The following is a 23,447-nucleotide window of genomic DNA, read 5'->3' as shown; positions in this document are numbered from 1 at the left end:
GTGTACGGAATTTTTCTGTGCACTCTTTTTTATTTACCATGATTATGGAAGGTCTTGTATTGTAATATTTTACGTTGTTAATAGTTACTCAAAAGACTGTTTTATTAAATTATTCATGTAATTATCACATCTAATAATTATTTATCGGAAATCTTTTGAAACAATACCAAAGAAAAGCTTAAATTGTGTAACATTTTGGAAATGAAATAACAACACATCCTCTTGTCTTTTTTGAAACTAACGGTACTTTTTGAATGAAAAGATTAACTACAATATTCCATTTTACGTTCACTCTCGTATTTTCTACTTTATTTTTCACCTCAACTTATGTGACTGCAGAAGATCGAATTATTTTAACAGTAAAACATCTTCCAGATTACACACCAGAAAACTCCGCAATTTATTTAGTTACCTCGTACAATAATTGGGAGCCTAGTGATGAAAAATTCCAGCTAAAGAAAAATAAAAATGATGAGTATTTTATAGAAATACCATGGAGAGATCAACCCTTCCAGTATAAATTTACAAGAGGCTCTTGGGAAACTGTAGAAGGAAATGATATCGGAGAAATCAAACAGAATAGATGGTTCGATCCAGAAGGGCCAGAAAACATAGATGTTGTTATTTTGTCTTGGCAAGATATGGCAAAGAAATACCTCAATAGAGTTAAGGTAGTAGTCACTTCAGTTCCCGAGTCAACACCCTATGATGCAACATTGTATTTAGCAGGAGACTTTAATAATTGGAATCCAAGAGATCATGAAAGTAAAATGTCTTTGCAACCCGATGGAACTTATACCCTCACTTTACCTTTAGGATTGCATGAGTTTGATTACAAAGTCACAAGAGGTTCTTGGGAGTCTGTAGAAGGTAGAGCAAATGGTAGAGCAATTATCAACCGACATGTCAATATAAAAGAAGAAGGTTGGCGTTATGATATCAAAGTAAAAAGTTGGGAAGACCTTTCAGGAAACACCATGACTCCATACATGTTTTTATTACTGCTTGGAGCTTTTCAAGGAATAGTATTGATCTTATCCATGTTTGGAATTCAGGCCAATAACAGAGCTGCTAACGTAGTGTTAGCTACTTTAATTTTTATCACTTCAGTGGCATTGATTTCTAAGGTAGGAATGTATTATAGAGACTTCTTCCAACAACTACCAAAAATGTATTTAATGCCTGAGTTGATTCTGTTTTTATACGGACCAATATTCTATTTATACATTAATCAATTGATAGTTACTGAAAGTGTATCTTCTAAAGATTATTTTAAAGGCTTAGCACCGTTTTTTATACAGCTTACAGTATACTCACCTTTGTTAGCCATGCCGAAAGATGATTTTATTGATGCGATTGTTAACTATGATCTTAATTGGATTTTTAAAGTTGTAGGAGGTTTAGGCTTAATTTTTAATGCATATTATTGGTGGAAATGTCGCCATGTATTATTACAGCAAGAAAGAAATAGTGTAGAGGTTTTATCTGAAGATAGAAATCTTAATTATCTAAATGGTGTAATGACAGTATATGCTGCTTGTTTATGTATTTGGGTAATTCTATATGTTGTAGGTGGAATAGGCGAGATGTTATCTATGGATACTTTGCCATTAGTTGAATTACTTACAGATACGTTATGGTTAATCATTGCTTGTATTTCTTTTGTGATGGGATATTATGCTATGAATCAGCCTGAAATATTAAGGGTTTCTGAAGTATTGTCATTAGATAAACTACCAATAAAAGAGAATACCACCGAGGAGGTTAAACCTGAGAAAAAAGCAGAAGGGCTAACACCGGAATTAATTGAAATTAAAGATGCCTTAGCAGAGGAAATGAAAACAAAGTACTTGTATACAAACCCTCGCTTAACATTACCGGATCTAGCCAGAACATTAAATACAAATACTCACGATTTATCTAAAGTGATTAACGAAGGGTATAATAAGAACTTCTATGATTACATTAATGGTTATAGGGTGGAAGCATTTGTAAAAGAAGTACTTTCAGACGAAGCTCAAGAACTTACCTATTTGGGACACGCGTATAACGTTGGTTTTAATTCCAAAACGGCATTTAATAGGGCTTTCAAAAAAGAAACAGGTAAAACACCAACGCAATATTTTAATCAAAAAACGACCTATTCGCCTGTATCCAAATAAATTATTGTTGTTTAAACAGAATAAATCTAAATAAAGGTAAGGTTTACAAATTGTTTTGTGTTAATTTTGTGGTAATTAAACTGCAAAGGAATAGAACATTAGCATGGCTTACACGCAAGAAGATATATTAAAGGCTTTATCCACTGTTGAAGAGCCGGATTTAAAGAAGGATTTAGTTACGTTGAACATGATACGTGACGTAGAAGTTGAAGGAAATAAAGTATCTTTTACTGTAGTATTAACTACTCCTGCTTGTCCATTAAAAGAGCTTATTCGTCAACGTTGTGAAGATGCGATTAAAAGAGATGTTGCAGAGGATCTTGAGATCACTGTAAATATGACTGCCGAAGTAACTTCATTACAACAGAAAGGTCCTGTTTTACCAGGAGTTAAAAACGTAATAGCTGTATCATCTGGTAAAGGTGGTGTAGGTAAATCAACTGTTACTGCTAACCTAGCTTTAGCATTAGCAGAAACAGGAGCAAAAGTAGGTGTTATGGATGCTGATATCTATGGACCTTCTATTCCTACCATGTTTAATTGTGAAAATGCCCAGCCTGGTGTAGTCGTAAGAGACGGAAAGAATGTAATTATCCCAATCGAAAAGTATGGAGTGAAATTACTTTCTATTGGTTTCTTAACTCCTCCTGATAATGCTGTGGTATGGAGAGGACCAATGGCAAGTTCTGCAATTCGTCAGTTCTTTATGGATACGGATTGGGGAGACTTAGATTATCTTTTAATTGACCTTCCTCCAGGAACAGGTGACATTCACTTATCATTAGTTCAAACCGCTAAAGTAACAGGAGCAGTAATTGTTACTACCCCACAAAAAGTAGCCCTTGCAGATGCAGTTCGTGGTTACAAGATGTTTGCTTCAAAAGATGTAAACGTTCCAATTTTGGGTGTTGTAGAAAACATGGCCTATTTTACACCTGCTGAATTACCAGAAAACAAATACTATTTATTTGGTAAAGACGGGGGTAAAACTTTTGCTAGAAGATATGAAGTGCCATTTATTGGTGAAGTACCTTTAGTACAAAGTGTTCGTGAAGGCGGAGATGATGGTGTGCCAGTAGTAATGGAAGAAGGAAACCCAGCTGGAGGTGCCTTCGTAAAAATAGCTGAAGAATTAGCAAGAAATGTTGCTATTCGAAATGCAGAACTTCCTGAGACAGATAAAGTAGAAATTAAAACTTGGGAATAATTAAAACAGAATAACCACCTTTTGGGTACTATATATATGAGTCAAACACTATTAGAAAGAGTAGAGAAAGCTTTGGACACGATTCGTCCTTATTTAGAAGCTGATGGGGGGAACGCTAAGGTTGTTGAAGTTACTGAAGACGGCATTGCAAAAGTTGAACTTTTAGGTGCTTGTGGTTCTTGTCCAATGTCAGCAATGACTTTAAAAGCAGGAATTGAACAAGCTATCGTTAATGCTGTTCCTGAAGTAAACAAAGTAGAAGCAATTAATATGGAAGAGTTTGAAAGTTAATTTCATCTCAACATAATAATATATTAAAAGCATGTACGTCAACACGTATGTGCTTTTTTGTTTCAATATAATATGCTCGTAATCTGATAGTTTATGATTGTTTTATGAATGTTCTAAGCGTAGGGATACCGTTGTATATAATACGTTTAGGATGAACATTTTACTATAAGATATTATGAAACAATTTTTGTTGCTGACTACATTTTTATTTTTACAGCATTTCGGTTTTTCACAAGTGATTTCACAATTTAATTCTACAGAAGAACCGTATTATTTATTACAACATCCAGTAGTAAATGTGTTAGAAGATAATGCTCCCATTTCCACTTTTGATTTAGAATACATCAGTATTTATGGTAATGAGTTAATACTTATGGATTCAAATAAAGAATCAAAAGAAGTATTTCCATTGGAATATGTGTCTGATATTAAGTTTGGAGAGGAAGTAGATGTAGATTATAAATTAGACAATAATTTCCATCTTGTAGTAAAATACATACAGAAAGAAAACAATGTGAGTTGTGTGATCTCGATGTATGATGAAAATGAAGAATTAGTAATGAGAGTCAAATCAGATAAACTCTTTGATTCCTTTTATTACATGTAGAATATAAATTCAATAAAAAAGCCTATTCAACTAAAATTGTTGAATAGGCTTTTTTTATTAAAGTGTGATTAGATTATTTGCCCATAATCGATTCGATATCACTGACTTCAATTGGAATGTTCTTCATTAAATCGAATGGTTCACCTGATTCTTGAATCACATAGTCATTTTCGATTCTGATACCCATGTTTTCTTCGCGGATATAAATTCCTGGCTCAACAGTAAATACCATTCCAGCTTCAAAAGTTTTATATCTATGTCCATAATCATGAACATCAACACCAATATGATGAGATGTACCGTGCATAAAATACTTTTTGTATGCAGGCCATTTTGGATCTTCGTTAGCTACATCTTCTTTAGAGATTAACCCTAAACCAATAAGCTCTTCTGTCATCAACTTACCAACTTCTACATGGTAATCTACTAAGTTATTACCAGGTACAAGCATTTTTGCTGCCGCTTTATGTACTCTTAATACTGCATTGTAAACAGCCGCTTGACGCTCTGTAAACTTACCATTTACTGGGATGGTACGAGTTAAATCAGAAGCATAGTTACCGTATTCACAACCAAAGTCCATTAATAGTAAATCACCATCCTGACAGATCTGATCATTGTCGATATAGTGAAGTACACATGCATTAAAACCTGATGCAATAATTGGAGTATATGCATGGCGTCTAGAACCATTACGAACAAACTCATGAGTTACCTCAGCTTCAATTTCGTATTCTTTCACACCTGGCTTTACAAATTCCAATACTCTTCTGAAACCTTTTTCAGTGATATCACAAGCTTTTTGCATCACATCGATTTCATATTGAGATTTCACCGTTCTAAGATCATGCATGATCGGAGAAAGGCGCTCATATTTATGAAGAGGGTACATTTTTCTACACTCTTCAATAAAACGATCGTCAGGAGTTTGAACAGTTGTATCTGCTCTTAGGTGTTCGTTGGTATTTAAATAGATATGTTCACTATCAAATACCAAACCTTTGAAGATAGTATTGAACTCAGACAACCAGAAAACTGTTTCTATACCAGAAACTTCAGTTGCTTGCTCTTTCGTTAGTTTTGCACCTTCCCAAATAGCAATCTCCTCATTAGTTTCAATAAGGAATAGGATTTCTCTATGGGCAGGGTCTTTTGCATCTGGGTTAATTACCAAGATACTTTTTTCTTGATCGATACCACTTAGGTAGAAGATGTCAGTATGTTGGATGAAAGGCATAGTACCATCAGCACTTGTTGGCATGATGTCGTTAGAATTGAAAACCGCAACAGAATTTGGTTTTAAACGTTCAACGAAGCGTTTACGGTTCTCAATAAACAAGTTTTGATCGATTTTATCGTATCTCATCGGAAACTATGTGTTTATATGATTTTATTTATTTATTTTACTTTGAATTCGAATTTACTTCTTCCATTGATTTTTTAAAACTACATGACTAATAGACTGAAGAAACCGATGAATATTTTTTACTCATCGAGTTCATTATTAAATACACTCTTTTTGCTATTTTCTTGCTTAATGATCAATACAAGTGCTTTTTCTGAAGAATCAGAGCGCTATTGGATCATTTTTCAAGATAAATGTGATACTGAAAAGTTAGATTTTTTTAACCAATCAGTTTGCCAAAATTATCTTGATAGTTTAAATAATATAGGCTTTCAAGAAGAGACAGTATCCAATTGGTTGAATGCTGTAACGGTAGACCATGTTTCAAAATCAGATGCGAAATATCTAAAATCACTGTCTTTTATCAAAGAAGTTCGATCAGTCAATACACAATGGAAGTTAGGAGTAACAAGTACTGAGGAAACTTTAAAGGAGCAGAAGCAACAAGCGGCTTATGCTATCAAACAATTAAAACCAGATCCATTATATGAAGAACAACTGAATGGAGAAGGAGTAGCAGTTGGCGTAATTGATGCAGGTTTCTGGAATGCTAAAAAGAACGATTACCTAAAAAAATTGTTTGATGAAGGAAGGGTAAAAGGATTTAGGGACTTTATTACTCCAGATAGACATGAGACCTCTTTTTATTTCACTAAAGAAACAGGAAGTGATAGCCATGGAACGACAGTTTTACGTATGATTGCTGGAAAAGAAGGAAATATGCGTTATGGTTTGGCAGATCATTCTTCATTTTACTTAGCAAGAACGGATCATGGCGATTCGGAAACGAGGACAGATGAAGAAAATTGGATTGCAGCATTAGAATGGATGGTTGATTCATTGCAAGTGAAATTGATCAATAGTTCTTTAGGTTATACCAATGGTTTTGATGATCCTTCAGATAATTACTCTCCTAAGGAAATGGATGGTAAAACAAGTATGGTTACTCAAGCAGCGGAGTATGCTGTAGAAAATAAAGGAGTATTACTCATATTGTCCGCAGGAAACGAAGGTGATAACAATGCATGGAAAGTGATAAGTGCTCCGGCAGATGCTAAAGGAGTACTGAGTGTTGGAGCGACGACAAAGAGTGGATCTAAAGCTAGCTACAGTAGTATTGGTCCAAAAACGCTACCGTATGTTAAGCCTGAAGTCTCATGCTATTCTTTATTTGGGACATCTTTTTCAGCACCAGTCATTACAGGTTTAGCAGCTTGTTTATGGCAATATCAGCCAGAAGCTAGTGCAGAAGAAATTAAAGAAGCGATTATTGAGTCATCCAGTTTATATCCTTATGCTAATAATTATATTGGCTACGGAGTTCCTGATGCAGGAAAAGCCATGCAGCTTCTAAAAGAAGAGAAACCTAAATCAGCAGTTAAAGAGTTGAAAGCGACAGGTAAGAAAAAAATTACTTTGGAGGCTATTCCTGAAGAACATAGTATGGCCGTTTTGTTTCATAAGAAAGAGAATACTATTGTTATTAAGCAGGAATTTATATATTTGGAAAGAGATTCATGGAAGATCAAAAAAGTGAAAAAAGCTGAAAGCACTACTTTATGGACAGGAAAAAGACATATAGAGGTTTTTTGGTAAAATAAACACAAGCTTAACTTAATTATTATTTATGCATTTGTTCGTTAGAATCAGCCTAATTATTACTAGCATCAGTTTACTAACCAATTGTTCACAACTAGAGACCTTCGATAAGCAAGATCAAGTTTATTATTTTGATTTGAAGGAAATTATTGAAAACACTTCTACAGCTTTAGCGTCTTCTTCAGCAAAAGTGAACAAAGAGGTAGAATATGATGGTAAAAAGAATGTGATATCTTCTGATGAAATTGATTGGGAGAATGAATTAGAAATTTTTGCAGAAGCAGATATTAATCGTCCGATTTTTAAAGATAGTTATGCTGTCATAAAAAAAGAGGAGGGTAAAAACCATATCACAAGGTACGAAGCAAGTGGACCAAGAGAAAGTGTCCGTTGGCTCGAATTGAAAAAAAATACAGAAGGAAAAATCTTAAATGTTTCTTTCAAAATCAGAACAGATAATTCATTGTTTGAAACAGAAAAAAATGGTGAATTAGTTTTTGATGAGAATGAGATGCTTCAGCGTTATACACTCAAAGGGTCACAATCAATTGTGATATTAGGTGATAAAAATTATGAAATTATTGCTGATGTAGTGTATTAACAACGCTTTAGTTAAAACTGAAATTTCAGTTACCTTTTGAAAATATTTGATTAATGAAGGGCCTCAAAAGAGGCCTTTTTTTGTTAATAAGGAAAAATTTTGCCAATAATTTTACTGAAAAACAAACGATTGTGAAGCTTAGACCTAAAACCAATAATAAAACAATTACCTTTGTGGCCTATTAGATAAAATTCGTTAGCGCTTTTATCCGCATCTCATAGTTGTAGCTAGTCCGCTACAAACATAGCATTGTAAGGAGGGAAGCGTTCTAAAAAACACAACATGGCAAAATTTAGTGAATTAGGGCTGAAGCAAGAGTTATTAGACGCTGTTTCTGAGCTCGGTTTTGAACAACCAACACCAATCCAAGAAGAAGTAATTCCAACTCTTTTAACGGAGGAAACAGACTTGGTAGGTCTAGCTCAAACAGGTACTGGAAAAACTGCAGCTTTCGGCTTGCCTCTATTACATCGCGTTGATGTATCAGATAAAAGAACGCAAGGGTTAGTATTATGTCCCGTACGTGAATTGGGACTTCAGATCGCAAGAGATTTAGAAAATTTTTCAAAGCAAATTCCTGGTTTAAGAGTAGTAGCTGTTTATGGTGGCTCTCCAATTGACCAACAAATCCGTCAGATCAAAAGAGGAGCTCATGTAATTGTAGCAACTCCAGGTCGTATGGATGACCTTTTAAAAAGAGGTAAAGCAGACATTTCTCAAGTAGAGACAGTAGTTCTTGATGAAGCTGATGAAATGTTGAAAATGGGTTTCAAAGATGAGCTTGATGCAATCTTAGAAGGAACTCCAGAAGACAAAAATGTTTGGTTATTCTCAGCAACTATGCCTAAAGAGGTAGCTAGAATTGCTTCAAACTATATGTCTGAACCAAAAGAAGTAACTGTAGGCACAAAAAATACGGGTAACAAAAATGTAAAACATTATTGCTACTCTGTAAAAGCTAGTGATCGTTATGAAGCACTTAAGCGTATTGTAGACTACAATCCAAATATTTACGGTATCGTTTTCTGTAGAACGCGTCAAGAAACTAAAGACGTTGCAGAAAGATTGATGCAAGATGGTTACAATGCGGATGCATTACATGGTGACTTGTCTCAAGCACAACGTGATTATGTAATGGGTAAGTTCCGTCAGAGAACACTACAATTACTTGTAGCAACTGACGTAGCAGCCAGAGGTCTTGATGTAAATGACCTTTCACATGTAATCAACTACAACTTACCTGATGATATCGAAACGTACAATCACCGTTCAGGTCGTACAGGTAGAGCTGGTAGAGATGGTACTTCAATTGCAATTATCCACATGCGTGAGAAGCACCGTTTAAGATCTATCGAAAGAGTATTAAAGCAAAGTTTCATTATGGACCCTGTACCAACAGGTCCTCAAATTTGTGAGCGTCAGTTATTCCACCTAGTGGATAGAATCCATGACGTTGCAATGGAAGAAGATGAAATTGCTGCATACTTACCAAAAGTATACGAGAAGTTAGAAGACCTAAGCAGAGAAGAAATCATCAACAGATTTGTTGCTTTAGAGTTTAACCGCTTCTTAGATTACTACAGAGGGGCTAGAGATCTTAATGTTCCTGACAGAAGAGATCATACAAACAGCCGCGAAAGAGGTGAGAATAATCGTAGAAATGCTGAATCAGGCTTTACAAGATTCTTTATTAACCTTGGTAAGCGTGATGAAATCAGACCAAAAGACCTTATTGATTTAATCAACAAAGGTGTACAAGGTGACCGTATTGATATTGGACGAATCGATCTTAAGCAGAATTTCTCATTCTTTGAATTAAAAGAAGGTAGAGAAACAGATGTTGTCGGTGGAATGAGCAAATTAGATTTCAAAGGCCGTAAGATTGATGTTGAAGTTTCTAACACTGGTGGTGGCGGTGGAGACCGTCGTCGTGGTGGCGGAGGTCGTAGAAGACCATTCAACGGAGGTGACCGCCGCGGTGGTGGTGGAGGTTACAGAGGTGGAGATCGTCGCCGTCAAGGTGGTGGCGGTGGAGACCGTGACCGTCGTCGCAGAAGCAAGTAATTATAGATAAAAGTAAATGATGGGTAGTTAACTATTCATCATTTACTTTTTTGTTTGAAATGTAAATTTCATCTATTTTTCTAGCTCAATCAAACTGATTTATTCTTCGATTTTTTTAAAATAAGAGAAATGCAAGGAGAGGTCTTGTTTTGGAAATTCATCAAATTTGGTGTGGTGGGTTTTTCAGGTCTATTTGTGGACTTCGGTATTACTTATTTAGTTAAGGATATACTAAAAGGGCATAAATATTTAGCCAATAGCTTAGGTTTTATTTTTGCAGCAACATCCAACTATATCTTAAATAGAATTTGGACATTTGAGAGTAATGCAACAGATGTTGGTGTTCAGTATATAAAATTCTTCTCGGTATCACTTGTAGGACTTCTATTTAGTAATGCTATTATTTGGATCCTTCATGAAAAAGTGAAGATGAACTTTTATTTAGCCAAAGTAGTTGCTATTGGTGTCGTCGTAATATGGAATTTCTTTGCTAACTTGTTATTCACATTCACTGAATAAACATGTTACAAGACAAAAGAGATTATATTAAAAGACTGATCAAAGATTTAGAGAAAATGATACTTCGTTTTCAAGGTCTTGATTGGGTAAAATATAGAGAAGAAGTTGCTACTTCAGTAGAAAAATATTTAAAAGAAATTGTACAAATAGATCCAGAAGATGATGCCAAAGAAATGGCACTGAAAGTAATGGATCTATCACCCAAACTTAGGTACAATGAAATTGAGCTTTTAGCAGACGCACTCATTATCAAAGGAAAAATAGAAAATGACTCTAAATTTCTAGAATCAGCATTAATGATTTTAGAAAAGTTGGAAGTGGTCGATGTAATGACTTTTTCCGTTGCCCGTCATCAAAAAATCGAAGAATTAAAAACACTCCTGACTTAATTCAATTAAAAAAATAAAAAATTAATATTGATTACATCAAATTTAAATGAGAAAGCACTGTTAACTATCCATCGAAGTGTTTTCTTTTGTATTTTGCGTGATCAACTTGATTAACAAATAAAAGAGGAACTTTCATTCCCATGAAGCAGTATTTTTTCGCAGCAGTATTATGCACATTTAGCTTGATAGGTTTCGCACAACCTGATCGTTGGCAACAAAGAGCCAACTACAAAATGGACGTAGAGTTAGATGTAAACACTAACCGATTCCAAGGAACACAGAAAATAGATTATTATAACAACTCTCCTGATACACTAACAAAAGTGTATTATCACTTATTCTTGAATGCTTTTCAACCTGGAAGTATGATGGATGTTCGTTCAAGAACAATTGAGGATCCTGATGGTAGAGTAAAAGACCGTATTTCAAAATTGAGTCCTGATGAGATTGGTTACGAAAAGGTTATTTCATTAAAACAAAATGGTAAACCTGTAAAACATCAAACTGTAGGGACAATTCTAGAAGTTACCTTGAATAAGCCAATTATGCCTAAGTCAAAGGTTACTTTATCAATGGAGTTTGAAGGTCAGGTACCGGTTCAAATCAGAAGAACAGGTAGAGATAACAAAGAAGGTGTAAGATATTCTATGTCTCAATGGTACCCGAAATTAGCGGAGTACGATTATGAAGGCTGGCATCCAGACCCATATGTTGGGAGAGAATTTTATGGTATTTGGGGTGATTTCGATGTGAAATTAACTTTGGATGCTAAATATATGGTAGCCGCGACAGGTTACTTACAGAATGCAGAACAAGTTGGACATGGTTACGAAGGTATCAAAAAAGGTAAGCCAAAAGATGGAAAGTTAACTTGGCACTTTGTTGCACCTGAAGTACATGATTTTACTTTTGCTGCAGATCCTGATTATCAACATAAAATTGTAAAAATGGATGATGGTCCGGAGCTTCATTTCTTCTGGAAAAAAGATCAGGGTATTGATGATGTATGGAATAAATTACCTGCATACCTAGAGCAAGCCATCAAGTATACAAACAAGAGAGTAGGTAAATACCCTTATAAAGTATACAATGTAGTTCAAGGTGGTGATGGCGGTATGGAGTATGGTATGCTTACGCTAATCACAGGAAAAAGAAATTTAAATAGCCTTGTTGGTGTAACAGTTCATGAAATGTTACATAGCTGGTTCCAGTTTGTATTAGCAACAAACGAAAGCCTATACGCTTGGATGGACGAAGGTTTTAACTCTTACATTGGAAATGAGATAGAAGCACATGTGAATGGAAAAGAAAATGCACATGGAGGTTCATATAATTCATATTTCTATGTGGTAAAAAGAGGAATTGAAGAACCGTTAAGTACTCATGCAGATCATTTTGAAAGAAATGCAGCTTATTCTATTGCGTCTTACTCAAAAGGTGCCGTATTCTTACACCAGTTAAGCTATATCATGGGGCAAGAAACGTTTGATAAAGCATTCAGAAGATATTATGAAGAGTGGAAGTTCAAACACCCGAATGTAAATGATTTCATGAGAATCATGGAGAAAGAATCAGGACTTCAGTTACAGTGGTACAAGCAGTATTTTGTTTACAGTACTAAAACGGTAGATTATGGAGTAAAGAATACTTTCACTGAAGGAGATACAACGTATATCACTTTAGAGAGAGTAGGACAAATGCCAATGCCAACAGAAGTTAAAGTAACTTTAGATAATGGTGATGAAACAACATATTATATGCCTCTAAGACTAATGAGAGGAGGGAAAGAAAAGGAAATTGAAGGTAATTGGGTACAATTATCTGACTGGCCTTGGACACACCCGACATATACTATTGCGGTTCCAACAAAAGGTACTAAATTGAAAAGAGTTGAAGTTGACCCTACACACAAGGTAGCAGATATCGATAGATCTAATAATATCTTAGAGGTATCTTATGTTGTTGAAGAAGGGGCAGGCTTATAATTTTTGAAAGATATTCAGAATGGCAGAAACACCTAATAACCCGGAATGGTTAAAGTATTTCAAGAACTTTTACATAATAACTGGACTCTTATTTTTTATTTGGATAGCCTTCTTTGATAATGATAATTTGATTAAAAGAAGAAATCAGAAAAATAAAGAACAAGAATTGAAGAACCAGGAAGAATATTATGGAAAGGAGATTCTTGACTTAGAACGTAAGATGAAGGAATTAAAGTCTAATAATCAAACGTTAGAAAAGTTTGCAAGAGAAAAATACTTTATGCACAGAACAGGTGAGGATGTTTATGTGATAAAAGAGCTTGATGAAGATTAAATCAAGTAGATATAGAAAAGCCTTGTTTTTACTTAAAAGACAAGGCTTTTTTGTGTCTGAATACCAATAGATTTTATGGGCTTCTAAAATATTCATAACAAAAGAACTGAAACGATATTATTGATCTAATGTACTTCATTATTAAGATCTTAATAACTAAATTTGCAGGCTCATTAATGTGAGGTAGAGAATATAAAACCCAATGTATTGGGTTATTAACGGAGGGAAAATCAACTCGATGGATAAGAATTTTCAGATACACCGTCTTGATAACGGTATCAGAATCATACATAGACAAGTCAAAAGTACTAAACTGGCACATTGTGGTGTGGCTTTGAACGTTGGTAGTCGTGATGAAACCTTGGAACAACAAGGAATTGCACACTTTTGGGAGCATATGGCTTTTAAAGGAACCAATAAAAGAAAGGCGTATCATATTCTTAACAGTATAGATGCTGTTGGAGGTGAGTTGAATGCTTATACTTCTAAAGAGAAGATTCATTTTTATGCATCAACGTTAGTACAACATTTTGAAAAGTCGGTTGATATCTTATCGGACTTAACATTTAATTCTAGTTTCCCTCTAAAGGAAATTGAGAAGGAACGTTCAGTTATTTTAGAAGAAATGTCTCTTTATAGAGACGACCCAGCTGATGCGATTGGAGATGAATTCGATGAGATCATCTTCCCAAATCATCCTCTTGGTAGAAATATTTTGGGTACAATAGATAGCGTAAAGAGTTTTCAACAACAAGACTTTTTCGATTTCTTAGAACAGAATATTGATACGCATGAAGTCGTTTTTTCTTCTATCTCTAATCTTCCCTTCGAAAAGGTTGTAGCACTTTGTGAGAAATATTTTTCACATATTCCTGAAATGAGGAAAGATCGAACACGTATACCATTTACAGGTTATACACCGATCACAGTGGAAAGGAAAAAGCCTATTACACAATGTCATGTAATGTTGGGGGCAGAATCTTATGAGCTACACCACTCAAAGAGAATGACCTTCTTTCTTTTGACAAACCTTCTAGGTGGCCCTGCCATGAACTCTAGATTGAATTTAGGAATCAGAGAGAAATATGGATATGTATATGATATTTCTGCAGGATCTTCAGCTTATTTAGATAGTGGACAATTCAGTATCTATTTTGCTACAGAAGAGAAAAGTCTCAATAAATGTCTAAAACTAGTAGATAGAGAGTTGAGTAAGCTAAGAGATAAAAAATTAGGTGTTCAACAACTAAGGTCTGTAAAGCAACAAATAATGGGACAAATTGCGATGTCTGGCGAATCTAACCTATCTATAATGTTAGGTATGGGTAAAGCGCTGTTAGACAAAGAGAAATTTGAAACCATAGAAGAAGTATTTACGCAAATTCAGAACATTTCGGCGGAGGATTTATTAGAAGTTGCCAATGAAATGTTTGCAAAAGACCGCATAAGTACGTTGATTTACCGTCCTGAAACAAAACAGTAACCTCTAACCTAATTTTATAGAGGCTAAATAAGAGCAAAATGGTATCAAAGAACTTACGTATTTTTTTATTTGTAGGCTTTTCGGTGTTTACAATATCGATGATTGTCTATTTTTATCAAGTATTTTATACACCTAATGTTCAAGTAGGAAAACAAGCAGCAGTAATTAGAATTCCAAATGACGCAACGATAGATAATGTGTCGGATACCCTAATGAAGTACGATATACTTTCTGAGTTAGTTCCTTTCAGATTTGTATCAAAAGCTTTGAAATATAATGAGAATGTAAAACCCGGTTTGTATGTATTAGAGCCAGATATGACCAACATTGAGGCGGTAAGATATTTACGATCAGGGGCACAAACTCCCATCAAAATCACTTTCAATAATGCAAGAACATTGGATGATGTTGCCGAACGTTTTACACAGCGTTTAGAGATTACTCCAGATGAATTATTGGATGCAATGTATGATGAAGAATTAAAGGCAGAATTAGGTCTTGATTCTTTAACGATGAAAGTGATCTTTTTACCAAATACTTATGAGGTGTATTGGACAATCTCAGCAAAGAGCCTAGTAAAAAGAATGAAAAAAGAGTATGATAAGTTCTGGGATGACGCCCGTAAGAAAAAAGCGGAAGCTGTAGGACTAACTCCATTTCAAGTATCAGTGCTAGCATCAATTGTTGAATCTGAGACAATAAAGGCTGATGAAATGCCAAAAGTAGCTGGTTTATATATCAATAGACTAAACAAAGGTTGGGGCCTACAATCTGACCCAACAGTAGTCTTTGCAGCTGTTGAAACTGGAATGGTGAATGACTTTACTGATGTGAAAAGAGTTTTAAACAAACACTTAGCCATCAATTCTCCTTACAATACGTATAAGCATACGGGATTGCCTCCGGGACCAATTAGAATTCCTTCAACTCAAGCGATAAATGCAGTGTTAAACGCAACAAAACATAAGTACATGTATATGGTTGCTGAAGCTGATTTTTCTGGATATCACCATTTTTCAAAAACATTAAAAGAGCATAATTATTATGCTCGTAAATACCAGAATGCATTAAACAAAGCAAGAGTTTATAAATAAGAAATAAGAAAAAGCAGTAAGTTAATCCTACTGCTTTTTCCTTTTTTAGTAGAAGGGAAGAAGTATCTATGCGAAATCAAGAAAGAGATAAAGAACAAGAAGAATTAGCAGCTCAAGTAATTATATATGAAGACACAAATCACCGAATAAAATTTAAAGGTGAAGACGCTGTTTGTAGTATGGATGTGGCGTATACTGAAGATTGTGCTTTTGTCTCTTGTGATATTATTCGAGGAAAAACAGGTGAATGGATCAATACCTTTGTTACGGTTCATCCATTGCCGGCAACTCCTTATGAATCGGGTTATTTTGCATATTATGAAGGTCCATTATTAGAAGAATGCCTTCAGATTTTAAATAAGAAATATAAGTTTGTTCCTTCCATAGTGATTGTTGATGGTCATGGATTAGCACATCCTAGGAAGTTTGGAATAGCTTGCTGGTTAGGTCTAAGATTAAATATACCTACTATTGGTGTTGCCAAGAAGCCAATGTTGAAGTACAATACTCAACTAGGAGATGGGAAAGGAAGTATTGCACCGATGCTGTTGGACGATGAAGTAGTTGGTGTTGCATTTCGCTCGAACAAAGGAGTAAAACCGATTTTTATCAGCCCAGGTCATCTGATTAGTTTAGAGACATCAATTTATATGATCAAGAGGTTTCATGGTGAGTATAGAATCTTCGAACCTATTAGAAGAGCTGACCAAGCAGTGCGAAAAGCATCAAAAGGAGAAGAAGGAGACTATGAACTTATTGATTATTAAGATTTTTTATTGCTAAAAACTTTAAATAGTTTAAACTGAAACTACTCTTTAGAAGTATATTTGTTGTATATCAATCAAAATGTACACTATCACGAAAAGAGCTAGTTACCATGTTTGAAGTTACAAAAAATAAAGAGGTGAAAAATAGTAAACCTCGCACTATCTATTCTCAAAAAAATAAGATCCCTAAAGAATATCAACCTTTTATATTAGCAGTTGTATATGCTTTATTGATAACTTTTACGTCCTTAATTTTCAATAGTATTCTTGAGGTGGTTTTTAATGAGTCAATTTTATTTAAAACACCATTCTATATCACTGTATTCTTTATTGTGACGATGAGTCTATTATTGCCCATAAAAAAAGGAGATGATTTAAGTGATGAACAGTTTCAAACAGAGGAAATAAAAGGATTTTCTGTTGAAATCAAGAAAGTATCAAATAGAAAAAAATGGACTTCTAAAGAAGTAATCACCAACTTGTTAGCTAGGTCTTTAACTATTTTCATATCCTTTACCGTTTTCCTTTATTTTTATATTGGAGGCCAGCAAGTAGATAAATATGAAAGGCTTACATTCCATAATGTACACATTAAAGGTGTGGACAGTGTACAAGTAGCGATACGATTGTCAAGAAATACAAGAGATTCAGCTACTCCAGGAAGGTTTAAGGTGTTTAAAGACCCTTCTGTGTCAGAGAAAGGAACATATATTTACGAGGAATATACTTATGGTTTTCCTTATGAAATGATAGCCCCTGATAAAAACAGAGATGCTCAAAATGGTAAGAAATATCTAAAAGCCAAGAGAGCAAAAATCTTTGTGAAATGGTATGGTGAAGAATTATCTCCAGAGCAAGTGAAGGGGGCTTTGAAAGAAGTTTTACACAAAGAAGATATGAATAATTTACTACTTGAAAACTTTGGTGAAGTAGTAAAAATCGAGCATAAAACGATATAAAAATAAAAGGTCATCTTATCACCAGATGACCTTTTATTTTTTTAAGTTGATTTTAAAACAACAACCGACCTAGGTTGAAGGTGTTTATGCCCTGGTTTAATCACAGGGGCATCATCATACTCAAATATATCATGAGGCATTCTGTTGCCTGTATCTACAATACATTTCCATTCGGGTTGACTTGTGAATATTGTTGGTTCTGGAACCTCAAAATCCAGTGCTTCCCAGAATGTATTGACAATAATAAATATCTGCTCTCCAGTATTTGGAGAAGTAAGCATGTAGGCAATAGCATGCGAATTACCAGCCCAGTCAGGATTGTCGAAATCGACTCCATGCCATGTAATGATTGGACGGCGCGCTCTTGCTTTAGAACTCCAGAAACGCTCTGTTTGGAAGACCTGATGTTGTAAATTGAACTTGATAATTTTCTTTACAAAGTTCAACATCTCTTCATGGTGAATAGGATCATTCCAATTGAACCAGCTCAATTCATTATCCTGACAGTAGGCGTTATTATTACCATTTTGAGTCCTTCTCACTTCATCACCCATTAAGATCATAGGAGTACCCTGAGATAATAGTAGCAATGTGAAGAAGTTCTTTATTTGCTTTTGTCTTAAGTGATCGATCTCTCCATTATCTGTATCACCCTCATGACCATGGTTCCAGCTGAAGTTATCGTTAGAACCATCGTTGTTATTTTCACCATTGGCCAAGTTGTGTTTTGAATTGTATGATACAAGATCATTCATTGTAAAACCATCATGACAAGTGATGAAGTTGATACTTCTATTAGGATCTCTTTCTTCTTGATTTTGGAAAATGTGATGTGAGCCTTCAACACAACCCGCGAAAGAGCCAATAAGGTCATTATCTCCTTTTACAAATCGTCTTAAAACATCTCTATAAACTCCATTCCATTCACTCCAACGGTCACCAACAAAAGATCCTACTTGGTATAGACCAGCGGCATCCCATGCTTCAGCAATCATTTTAGTACCCGCAAGGATTGGATCAGATTCAATTTCCCATAAGATTGGAGGGTTGTCTGTCGGATTACCTTCTTCGTCTCTTGATAAAACGGAAGCTAAATCAAAACGGAAACCATCAACATGCATTTCAGATACCCAATAGCGAAGAGAATCCATAATCATTCTTCTCACTACAGAGTGGTTCGCGTTGAATGAGTTTCCACAACCAGAGAAATCTAAGAATTTGTAGTTATTTTTCTTATCGAGGATATAGTATGTACTAGCATCTAATCCTTTAAAGTTTATCGTTGGCCCCTCTTCAGGGTTTACTTCAGTAGTATGGTTATATACAACATCCAGAATAACTTCAATACCTGCTTTATGTAAAGCTTTTACCATATCCTTGAATTCTCTTACTGGGCTAGTTGGATCATTTTTATCCATAGCATAAAGAGAGTGAGGAGCAAAGAAGTTAATAGGACTGTATCCCCAGTAGTTGATGCGGTTTTTTGGAGCATCATGTGGGTCAAACTGATAAATAGGTAAGAGTTCAACTGCTGTAATACCTAATTCTTGTAAATAAGGAATCTTCTCAATCAAACCTTCATAAGTACCTCTTTTTTCATCAGAAAGGCCAGAAGAAGGGTCTTTGGTAAATCCTTCAACATGCATCTCATAGATGATAGTTTTCGAATAAGGTTTTGATAACGGTTTATCTCCCTCCCAATCATATTCAGAGTCGTCAATAACGATACTCTTTAGTGCATGTAAGCAATTGTCTCCGGGGCGAATGCATGCTTTTCTAGAGTAATTCTCTGTCATACATACAGCCTTCGCATAAGGATCCACTAAAACTTTACTACCGTCAAACCATGAACCTTTTTCTGGAATATAATCACCAAATGCTCTATATCCATAAACCTGACCATGTCCAACTCCCTCAACAAATACATGCCAATAATAAAAAGTCTTATTTGTTTCAGGGTTTAAACGGATCACATGAAACGGACGTGGACTATCTTTGTCTGCAAATAAGAGCAGTTCGATAGCAGTTGCACCTTTAGAATAAATACAGAAGTTTGTTCCTTTATTAGTTACAGTAGCTCCTAAAGGGTAGCTCGAACCTTTGGAATGTTTAATGCTCATCGCACAATAATGTTTTAGTTAGTAATTGAGGCGCTTCTTATAAAAACGCCTCAATAAATATTTAGATAGCAAGTTTTATAATTGAATTTTGCTACTTCTTATCTTCTTTCGATTTTAGCTCCAAGAGCTTTTAATCTTCCTTCGATATCTTGGTATCCTCTGTCGATTTGATCAATATTAGAAATAACAGAAGTACCCTCAGCAGAAAGTGCCGCAATTAATAATGCCACACCAGCTCTAATATCTGGAGAACTCATTTTGATCCCTTTAAGATTTGACTGTCTGTTCATACCAATAACAGTAGCTCTATGAGGATCATTTAAAATAATTTGTGCACCCATGTCAATCAGTTTATCAACGAAGAATAAACGCGATTCGAACATTTTCTGATGCACAAGAACAGTACCTTTGGCTTGAATGGCAGTTACCAATACAATACTTAAAAGGTCTGGTGTAAACAATGGCCAAGGACCATCTGCTACCGTTAGAATAGAGCCGTCGATAAAACGATCTAATTGATAAGATTCTTGAGAAGGAATATAGATGTCATCACCTCTAAATTCCATTTGAATACCCAAACGCTTGAATACGGTTGGAATTTGTCCCAACTCATCAATACGACAGTTTTTGATAGTAATCTCAGACTGAGTCATGGCAGCTAAACCAATGAAACTACCAATTTCGATCATATCAGGAAGCATAGTATGAGTAGTGCCGCCTAAACATTCAACACCTTCAATAGTGATAAGGTTAGAACCATAACCGGAGATGTTTGCCCCCATTCGGTTCAACATTTTACACAACTGTTGGATGTAAGGCTCACATGCTGCATTGTAAAGAGTAGTTTTCCCTTTCGCCATTACAGCACCCATAATTACATTGGCTGTACCTGTTACAGATGGTTCATCCAATAAGATGTATGTACCATGCAAATCGGTAGCATCAATTTTAAAATACCCATCTTCAGTATATTCAAATTTTGCTCCTAGCTTTTTGAAGCCTAAGAAGTGAGTATCTAATCTTCTACGACCAATTTTATCCCCACCCGGTTTAGGGATTTTACCCTGTCCGAAACGAGCTAATAATGGACCTAGTACCATAATAGAACCTCTTAATCTTGAAGCCTTTTGTGAATAGTCTTCAGAATGTAAGTGGTCAATATTTATATCTTTGGCTTCAAATTCATAAGAACCTTCACCTAACTTTTCAACTCTTACTCCAAAATCTGCAAGGATGTCAATTAATTTCATGACATCAATAATATTTGGAATATTATGTATAGTCACTTTTTCTTCGGTAAGCAGTACCGCACATAGAATCTGTAGTGCTTCGTTTTTTGCACCTTGAGGAGTAATCTCACCGCTCAAACGGTGTCCTCCCTCAACAATAAATTCTCCTTGTCCTGTTGACATAGTAGTTTATAATTATTTTGAGATGATATCGATTTCAATGAAAATTTGATGAGAATAATGATCTGAATAGGACTCCTACTACTGGGTGAATAGAAAAGAGTACAATCATTATTTATATCAATTTTCTTAGGTTTCTTCTAAACAAAAATGTGAGATACTCAACTTAACGAATATCTCACATCAATATTAATCAATTCATCAATAAAACACTATTTAGTGATTTAAACTTTTAACGAATTCACTCAAAATGTTTAATGTCTTCCTTTTATTCTGATGTTAATGCTTGTACAATGGCTGTAGGCGACATTCTGACAGAATATTGAGGGTTATATTGCTTGGCTATTATTTTCTGATCTTTTCCAATAATATATGTGGCAGGTACCGGCAATGACGCTTGATGTATCGCATTGTTTGCCGCGATATCGGTAAATAAAAAGGTCTTAATTTTCTTCTGATATTTTTCAGTTACTTCGAACGTGACTTTATAGTTGTTCATGATACTCATGTCAACATCTGAGATCATCGGAAAAGTAAAGTTTTTCTTTTTAGCAAAGGCATCTAGGCTTTCTTTTTCTTCAGGACTTACCATAATTATTTTAGCACCAGTAGCATAAATATAGTCTAGAGAATCTCGAATACTTTTAAGATGTTTATAACAAGATGGACACCAACTACCTCTAAAGAAATTGACCACAACAGGACCTTCTTTAATGGCTTCTGATAAGGTAAAAGTATTTCCATCTTGATCAACTCCTGTAAAATCAGGTGCTATATCTCCAACTTCTAATCCTGGTTGTAATGTTTCTACTTCAATTCCATATTTAGCATAAATATCTTTTTCTTGTGCATAAGTAGAATATGTGAAAAGTAATGATAGTAAGATAAACTTGAGTAGTACTTTCATGATCTATGTCTTTAATCTGAATATTTAATGTAGGCACATAATTTATTTATCAATTGACTTAGAAAGATAAATAAAAAGAACCGTAAGTATTAGTTAGACAACTAAAACCACGGTTCCTTACAAAATATCTTGAAATTTATTGATATAAAATATCAACGATCTGATAATCATGATTTAGGATTATGCATTCAAATGCTTGAGCATAGTATCCATTTTTAATTCTGTCTCCTTCCATTCTTTCTCTGGATCTGAGTCAGATGTAATACCTGCACCAGCATAAAGTAATGCATGATCTGTGAATAATTGAAGACACCTTAAATTGACAAAAAGATGCTGCTTATTTTCTAAACCAATAGGCCCAATATATCCACTATAAATGGATCTATTGTAATGTTCATTGTCTAGAATAAACTGTGTCGCAATATCTTTTGGCATACCACAAACAGCAGAAGTAGGATGTAGTAAATCTAACATCACTGTGCCTAATTGTGGGAAGTTTGTAGCTTTTGTATCTACTTTAAAATCCGTTTTTAAATGAAGTAAGTGAGCCGCAGCAACAGTACGAGGCCCTTTTTCTTCAAATTCTCTTAAACGTATTTTCTTAAAACAATTGATGATGTATCTGCTTACTAATGCTTGCTCTTCAATTTCTTTACTCTTCCAAGAAGCGTCCCTTGGGTGTATGCCATTACTTGCTTGAGTACCTGCTAGAGCTACAGTACGGAAAATACCATTTTCGTCAACACTAATTAATGTTTCCGGAGATGCTCCCATCCACAGTCCAACATTAGGAATATAGCACATTGATATAAATGCAGTCGGATAAGCTTCACTTAATCGGTGAAAGAAATCGATAGGGGAAAAATCATCTTTTAATCCAGCTTCTTTTGTTCTTGACAATACTACTTTTAAGAACTCTTCATTTTGCATTGCTTTGACACTCTCACCAACAATATTTACAAAATGTTCTTTGGAGGTTGGTGGGAAATGCTCTTTTAGCATGTTTCTTTTCCACTTTCTAAGTGGCTTAGAGGGATCAAAAGTGTTGATTGCTTTCTCTACTCTAACTTTGGTATCGTAATCATAATCGTTAGAAAAATCGATATGATCCATTTCAGTGGTATAGTAGATGTCAGCGGGGATCAAATAAGCTTTTTTACTTGTATCATGAAAAGGATGTGCTAAAAAACCATTCGGTAACTCTTCTAGATCGGGAGTAACTCTCATGGCTTCCTTTTGCAATGAGACTACGATGCTTTTTGTATTTTCGTTGGGCATTTTCCAAGTAGCAAAGGGCTGTCCACTTTCGAGTGCAACGGATAATAAACTATCGAAGTCTAAAGTCTTTAAAACTATTTGATCTGTATGATGATAACTCTTTTTCAATTTCTTAGTAACGAAGTTCTATATTATTGTAACTTATAATTAATCTATAAGTTCAACTGATTTAAGAATTATTAGCCTAGTATTTGCAAATGTATTAGAATATCATCGATTATTGCTGATGAATCCTTCAATTCTTGTTAATCATCTACAGGATAAGAG

Annotated in this window: 20 protein-coding genes; 15 read left to right on the top strand and 5 right to left on the bottom strand. The window is 34.8% G+C overall.

Features of this window, described 5'->3' with window-relative positions; translation table 11 throughout:
* The first annotated feature begins 254 nt into the window (after nucleotides 1-254).
* The 4 genes from QL232_RS23930 to QL232_RS23915 all read left to right on the top strand — a co-directional run bounded on the left by QL232_RS23930 (nucleotide 255) and on the right by QL232_RS23915 (nucleotide 4,267).
* Complete coding sequence (locus QL232_RS23930; RefSeq protein ID WP_168881990.1) at nucleotides 255-2,162, top strand: helix-turn-helix domain-containing protein; 1,908 nt, start codon at nucleotides 255-257, stop codon at nucleotides 2,160-2,162.
* Between the two features lie 103 nt (nucleotides 2,163-2,265).
* A complete protein-coding gene (locus QL232_RS23925) occupies nucleotides 2,266-3,369 on the top strand; it encodes an Mrp/NBP35 family ATP-binding protein (protein ID WP_168881989.1) in 1,104 nt (367 codons plus the stop codon).
* Between the two features lie 36 nt (nucleotides 3,370-3,405).
* Complete coding sequence (locus QL232_RS23920; RefSeq protein ID WP_168881988.1) at nucleotides 3,406-3,660, top strand: NifU family protein; 255 nt, start codon at nucleotides 3,406-3,408, stop codon at nucleotides 3,658-3,660.
* Between the two features lie 175 nt (nucleotides 3,661-3,835).
* Nucleotides 3,836-4,267 carry a hypothetical protein gene (locus QL232_RS23915; RefSeq protein ID WP_281616072.1) on the top strand — a complete coding sequence of 144 codons (432 nt, stop codon included), beginning with the start codon at nucleotides 3,836-3,838 and terminating at the stop codon, nucleotides 4,265-4,267.
* A gap of 73 nt (nucleotides 4,268-4,340) precedes the next feature.
* On the opposite strand, the gene QL232_RS23910 is transcribed toward QL232_RS23915, so the two are convergent.
* Complete coding sequence (locus QL232_RS23910) at nucleotides 4,341-5,633, bottom strand: aminopeptidase P family protein (RefSeq protein WP_168881986.1); 1,293 nt, start codon at nucleotides 5,631-5,633, stop codon at nucleotides 4,341-4,343.
* Nucleotides 5,634-5,741: 108 nt separating this feature from the next.
* On the opposite strand from QL232_RS23910, the gene QL232_RS23905 reads away from it, so the two are divergent.
* The 11 genes from QL232_RS23905 (at nucleotide 5,742) to QL232_RS23855 (ending at nucleotide 17,466) form a co-directional block, all read left to right on the top strand.
* Entirely contained in the window at nucleotides 5,742-7,268 is a 1,527-nt protein-coding gene (locus tag QL232_RS23905) for a S8 family serine peptidase (RefSeq protein ID WP_281616071.1), read from the top strand.
* A gap of 31 nt (nucleotides 7,269-7,299) precedes the next feature.
* Nucleotides 7,300-7,872, top strand: coding sequence for a hypothetical protein (locus QL232_RS23900; protein ID WP_168881984.1), 573 nt, complete (start codon nucleotides 7,300-7,302; stop codon nucleotides 7,870-7,872).
* 282 nt (nucleotides 7,873-8,154) lie between these two features.
* Nucleotides 8,155-9,936: a DEAD/DEAH box helicase gene (locus QL232_RS23895; RefSeq protein WP_168881983.1), complete on the top strand. Its 1,782-nt coding sequence runs from the start codon at nucleotides 8,155-8,157 to the stop codon at nucleotides 9,934-9,936.
* Nucleotides 9,937-10,065: 129 nt separating this feature from the next.
* Nucleotides 10,066-10,455 carry a GtrA family protein gene (locus QL232_RS23890; RefSeq protein ID WP_281616070.1) on the top strand — a complete coding sequence of 130 codons (390 nt, stop codon included), beginning with the start codon at nucleotides 10,066-10,068 and terminating at the stop codon, nucleotides 10,453-10,455.
* Between the two features lie 2 nt (nucleotides 10,456-10,457).
* Entirely contained in the window at nucleotides 10,458-10,844 is a 387-nt protein-coding gene (locus tag QL232_RS23885; RefSeq protein WP_281616069.1) for a hypothetical protein, read from the top strand.
* A 140-nt stretch (nucleotides 10,845-10,984) separates the two neighbouring features.
* Nucleotides 10,985-12,829 (top strand): M1 family metallopeptidase, encoded by a 1,845-nt coding sequence (locus tag QL232_RS23880; RefSeq protein ID WP_281616068.1) that lies wholly within the window; start codon nucleotides 10,985-10,987, stop codon nucleotides 12,827-12,829.
* Nucleotides 12,830-12,848: 19 nt separating this feature from the next.
* Entirely contained in the window at nucleotides 12,849-13,163 is a 315-nt protein-coding gene (locus QL232_RS23875) for a septum formation initiator family protein (RefSeq protein WP_168881980.1), read from the top strand.
* A gap of 202 nt (nucleotides 13,164-13,365) precedes the next feature.
* Entirely contained in the window at nucleotides 13,366-14,646 is a 1,281-nt protein-coding gene (locus tag QL232_RS23870) for a pitrilysin family protein (protein ID WP_281616067.1), read from the top strand.
* A gap of 38 nt (nucleotides 14,647-14,684) precedes the next feature.
* Entirely contained in the window at nucleotides 14,685-15,740 is a 1,056-nt protein-coding gene (gene mltG / locus QL232_RS23865) for an endolytic transglycosylase MltG (protein ID WP_168881979.1), read from the top strand.
* 68 nt (nucleotides 15,741-15,808) lie between these two features.
* Nucleotides 15,809-16,507, top strand: a complete 699-nt coding sequence (locus QL232_RS23860) for an endonuclease V (RefSeq protein WP_281616066.1) — start codon at nucleotides 15,809-15,811, stop codon at nucleotides 16,505-16,507.
* Nucleotides 16,508-16,617: 110 nt separating this feature from the next.
* Nucleotides 16,618-17,466 carry a hypothetical protein gene (locus QL232_RS23855; RefSeq protein ID WP_281616065.1) on the top strand — a complete coding sequence of 283 codons (849 nt, stop codon included), beginning with the start codon at nucleotides 16,618-16,620 and terminating at the stop codon, nucleotides 17,464-17,466.
* Between the two features lie 41 nt (nucleotides 17,467-17,507).
* On the opposite strand, the gene glgX is transcribed toward QL232_RS23855, so the two are convergent.
* The 4 genes from glgX to QL232_RS23835 all read right to left on the bottom strand — a co-directional run bounded on the left by glgX (nucleotide 17,508) and on the right by QL232_RS23835 (nucleotide 23,288).
* Nucleotides 17,508-19,586 carry a glycogen debranching protein GlgX gene (gene glgX / locus QL232_RS23850; RefSeq protein ID WP_281616064.1) on the bottom strand — a complete coding sequence of 693 codons (2,079 nt, stop codon included), beginning with the start codon at nucleotides 19,584-19,586 and terminating at the stop codon, nucleotides 17,508-17,510.
* A gap of 98 nt (nucleotides 19,587-19,684) precedes the next feature.
* Nucleotides 19,685-20,998 carry a UDP-N-acetylglucosamine 1-carboxyvinyltransferase gene (murA, locus tag QL232_RS23845; RefSeq protein WP_281616063.1) on the bottom strand — a complete coding sequence of 438 codons (1,314 nt, stop codon included), beginning with the start codon at nucleotides 20,996-20,998 and terminating at the stop codon, nucleotides 19,685-19,687.
* Between the two features lie 265 nt (nucleotides 20,999-21,263).
* On the bottom strand, nucleotides 21,264-21,902 hold the full coding sequence (locus tag QL232_RS23840; protein ID WP_168881974.1) for a peroxiredoxin family protein: 639 nt from the start codon (nucleotides 21,900-21,902) through the stop codon (nucleotides 21,264-21,266).
* Nucleotides 21,903-22,082: 180 nt separating this feature from the next.
* On the bottom strand, nucleotides 22,083-23,288 hold the full coding sequence (locus tag QL232_RS23835) for a chorismate-binding protein (RefSeq protein ID WP_281616062.1): 1,206 nt from the start codon (nucleotides 23,286-23,288) through the stop codon (nucleotides 22,083-22,085).
* Nucleotides 23,289-23,447 lie beyond the last annotated feature (159 nt).

Source organism: Flammeovirga sp. SubArs3 (assembly GCF_947387565.1).
GTDB lineage: Bacteria > Bacteroidota > Bacteroidia > Cytophagales > Flammeovirgaceae > Flammeovirga > Flammeovirga agarivorans.
The sequence above is the reverse complement of the archived record's forward strand: the minus strand, read 5'-3'. Positions and strand labels throughout refer to the sequence as shown.

What these genes read in the sequence shown, in the direction of transcription:
- QL232_RS23880 (WP_281616068.1), top strand. Translation starts at nt 10,985, where the DNA reads ATGAAGCAGTATTTTTTCGCAGCAGTATTATGCACATTTAGCTTGATA.
- QL232_RS23885 (WP_281616069.1), top strand. Translation starts at nt 10,458, where the DNA reads ATGTTACAAGACAAAAGAGATTATATTAAAAGACTGATCAAAGATTTA.
- QL232_RS23925 (WP_168881989.1), top strand. Translation starts at nt 2,266, where the DNA reads ATGGCTTACACGCAAGAAGATATATTAAAGGCTTTATCCACTGTTGAA.
- QL232_RS23920 (WP_168881988.1), top strand. Translation starts at nt 3,406, where the DNA reads ATGAGTCAAACACTATTAGAAAGAGTAGAGAAAGCTTTGGACACGATT.
- mltG (WP_168881979.1), top strand. Translation starts at nt 14,685, where the DNA reads ATGGTATCAAAGAACTTACGTATTTTTTTATTTGTAGGCTTTTCGGTG.
- QL232_RS23855 (WP_281616065.1), top strand. Translation starts at nt 16,618, where the DNA reads ATGTTTGAAGTTACAAAAAATAAAGAGGTGAAAAATAGTAAACCTCGC.
- QL232_RS23900 (WP_168881984.1), top strand. Translation starts at nt 7,300, where the DNA reads ATGCATTTGTTCGTTAGAATCAGCCTAATTATTACTAGCATCAGTTTA.
- QL232_RS23915 (WP_281616072.1), top strand. Translation starts at nt 3,836, where the DNA reads ATGAAACAATTTTTGTTGCTGACTACATTTTTATTTTTACAGCATTTC.
- QL232_RS23905 (WP_281616071.1), top strand. Translation starts at nt 5,742, where the DNA reads ATGAATATTTTTTACTCATCGAGTTCATTATTAAATACACTCTTTTTG.
- murA (WP_281616063.1), bottom strand. Translation starts at nt 20,998, where the DNA reads ATGTCAACAGGACAAGGAGAATTTATTGTTGAGGGAGGACACCGTTTG.
- QL232_RS23895 (WP_168881983.1), top strand. Translation starts at nt 8,155, where the DNA reads ATGGCAAAATTTAGTGAATTAGGGCTGAAGCAAGAGTTATTAGACGCT.
- QL232_RS23890 (WP_281616070.1), top strand. Translation starts at nt 10,066, where the DNA reads ATGCAAGGAGAGGTCTTGTTTTGGAAATTCATCAAATTTGGTGTGGTG.
- QL232_RS23870 (WP_281616067.1), top strand. Translation starts at nt 13,366, where the DNA reads ATGTATTGGGTTATTAACGGAGGGAAAATCAACTCGATGGATAAGAAT.
- QL232_RS23875 (WP_168881980.1), top strand. Translation starts at nt 12,849, where the DNA reads ATGGCAGAAACACCTAATAACCCGGAATGGTTAAAGTATTTCAAGAAC.
- QL232_RS23910 (WP_168881986.1), bottom strand. Translation starts at nt 5,633, where the DNA reads ATGAGATACGATAAAATCGATCAAAACTTGTTTATTGAGAACCGTAAA.
- QL232_RS23840 (WP_168881974.1), bottom strand. Translation starts at nt 21,902, where the DNA reads ATGAAAGTACTACTCAAGTTTATCTTACTATCATTACTTTTCACATAT.
- QL232_RS23860 (WP_281616066.1), top strand. Translation starts at nt 15,809, where the DNA reads ATGCGAAATCAAGAAAGAGATAAAGAACAAGAAGAATTAGCAGCTCAA.
- glgX (WP_281616064.1), bottom strand. Translation starts at nt 19,586, where the DNA reads ATGAGCATTAAACATTCCAAAGGTTCGAGCTACCCTTTAGGAGCTACT.
- QL232_RS23930 (WP_168881990.1), top strand. Translation starts at nt 255, where the DNA reads ATGAAAAGATTAACTACAATATTCCATTTTACGTTCACTCTCGTATTT.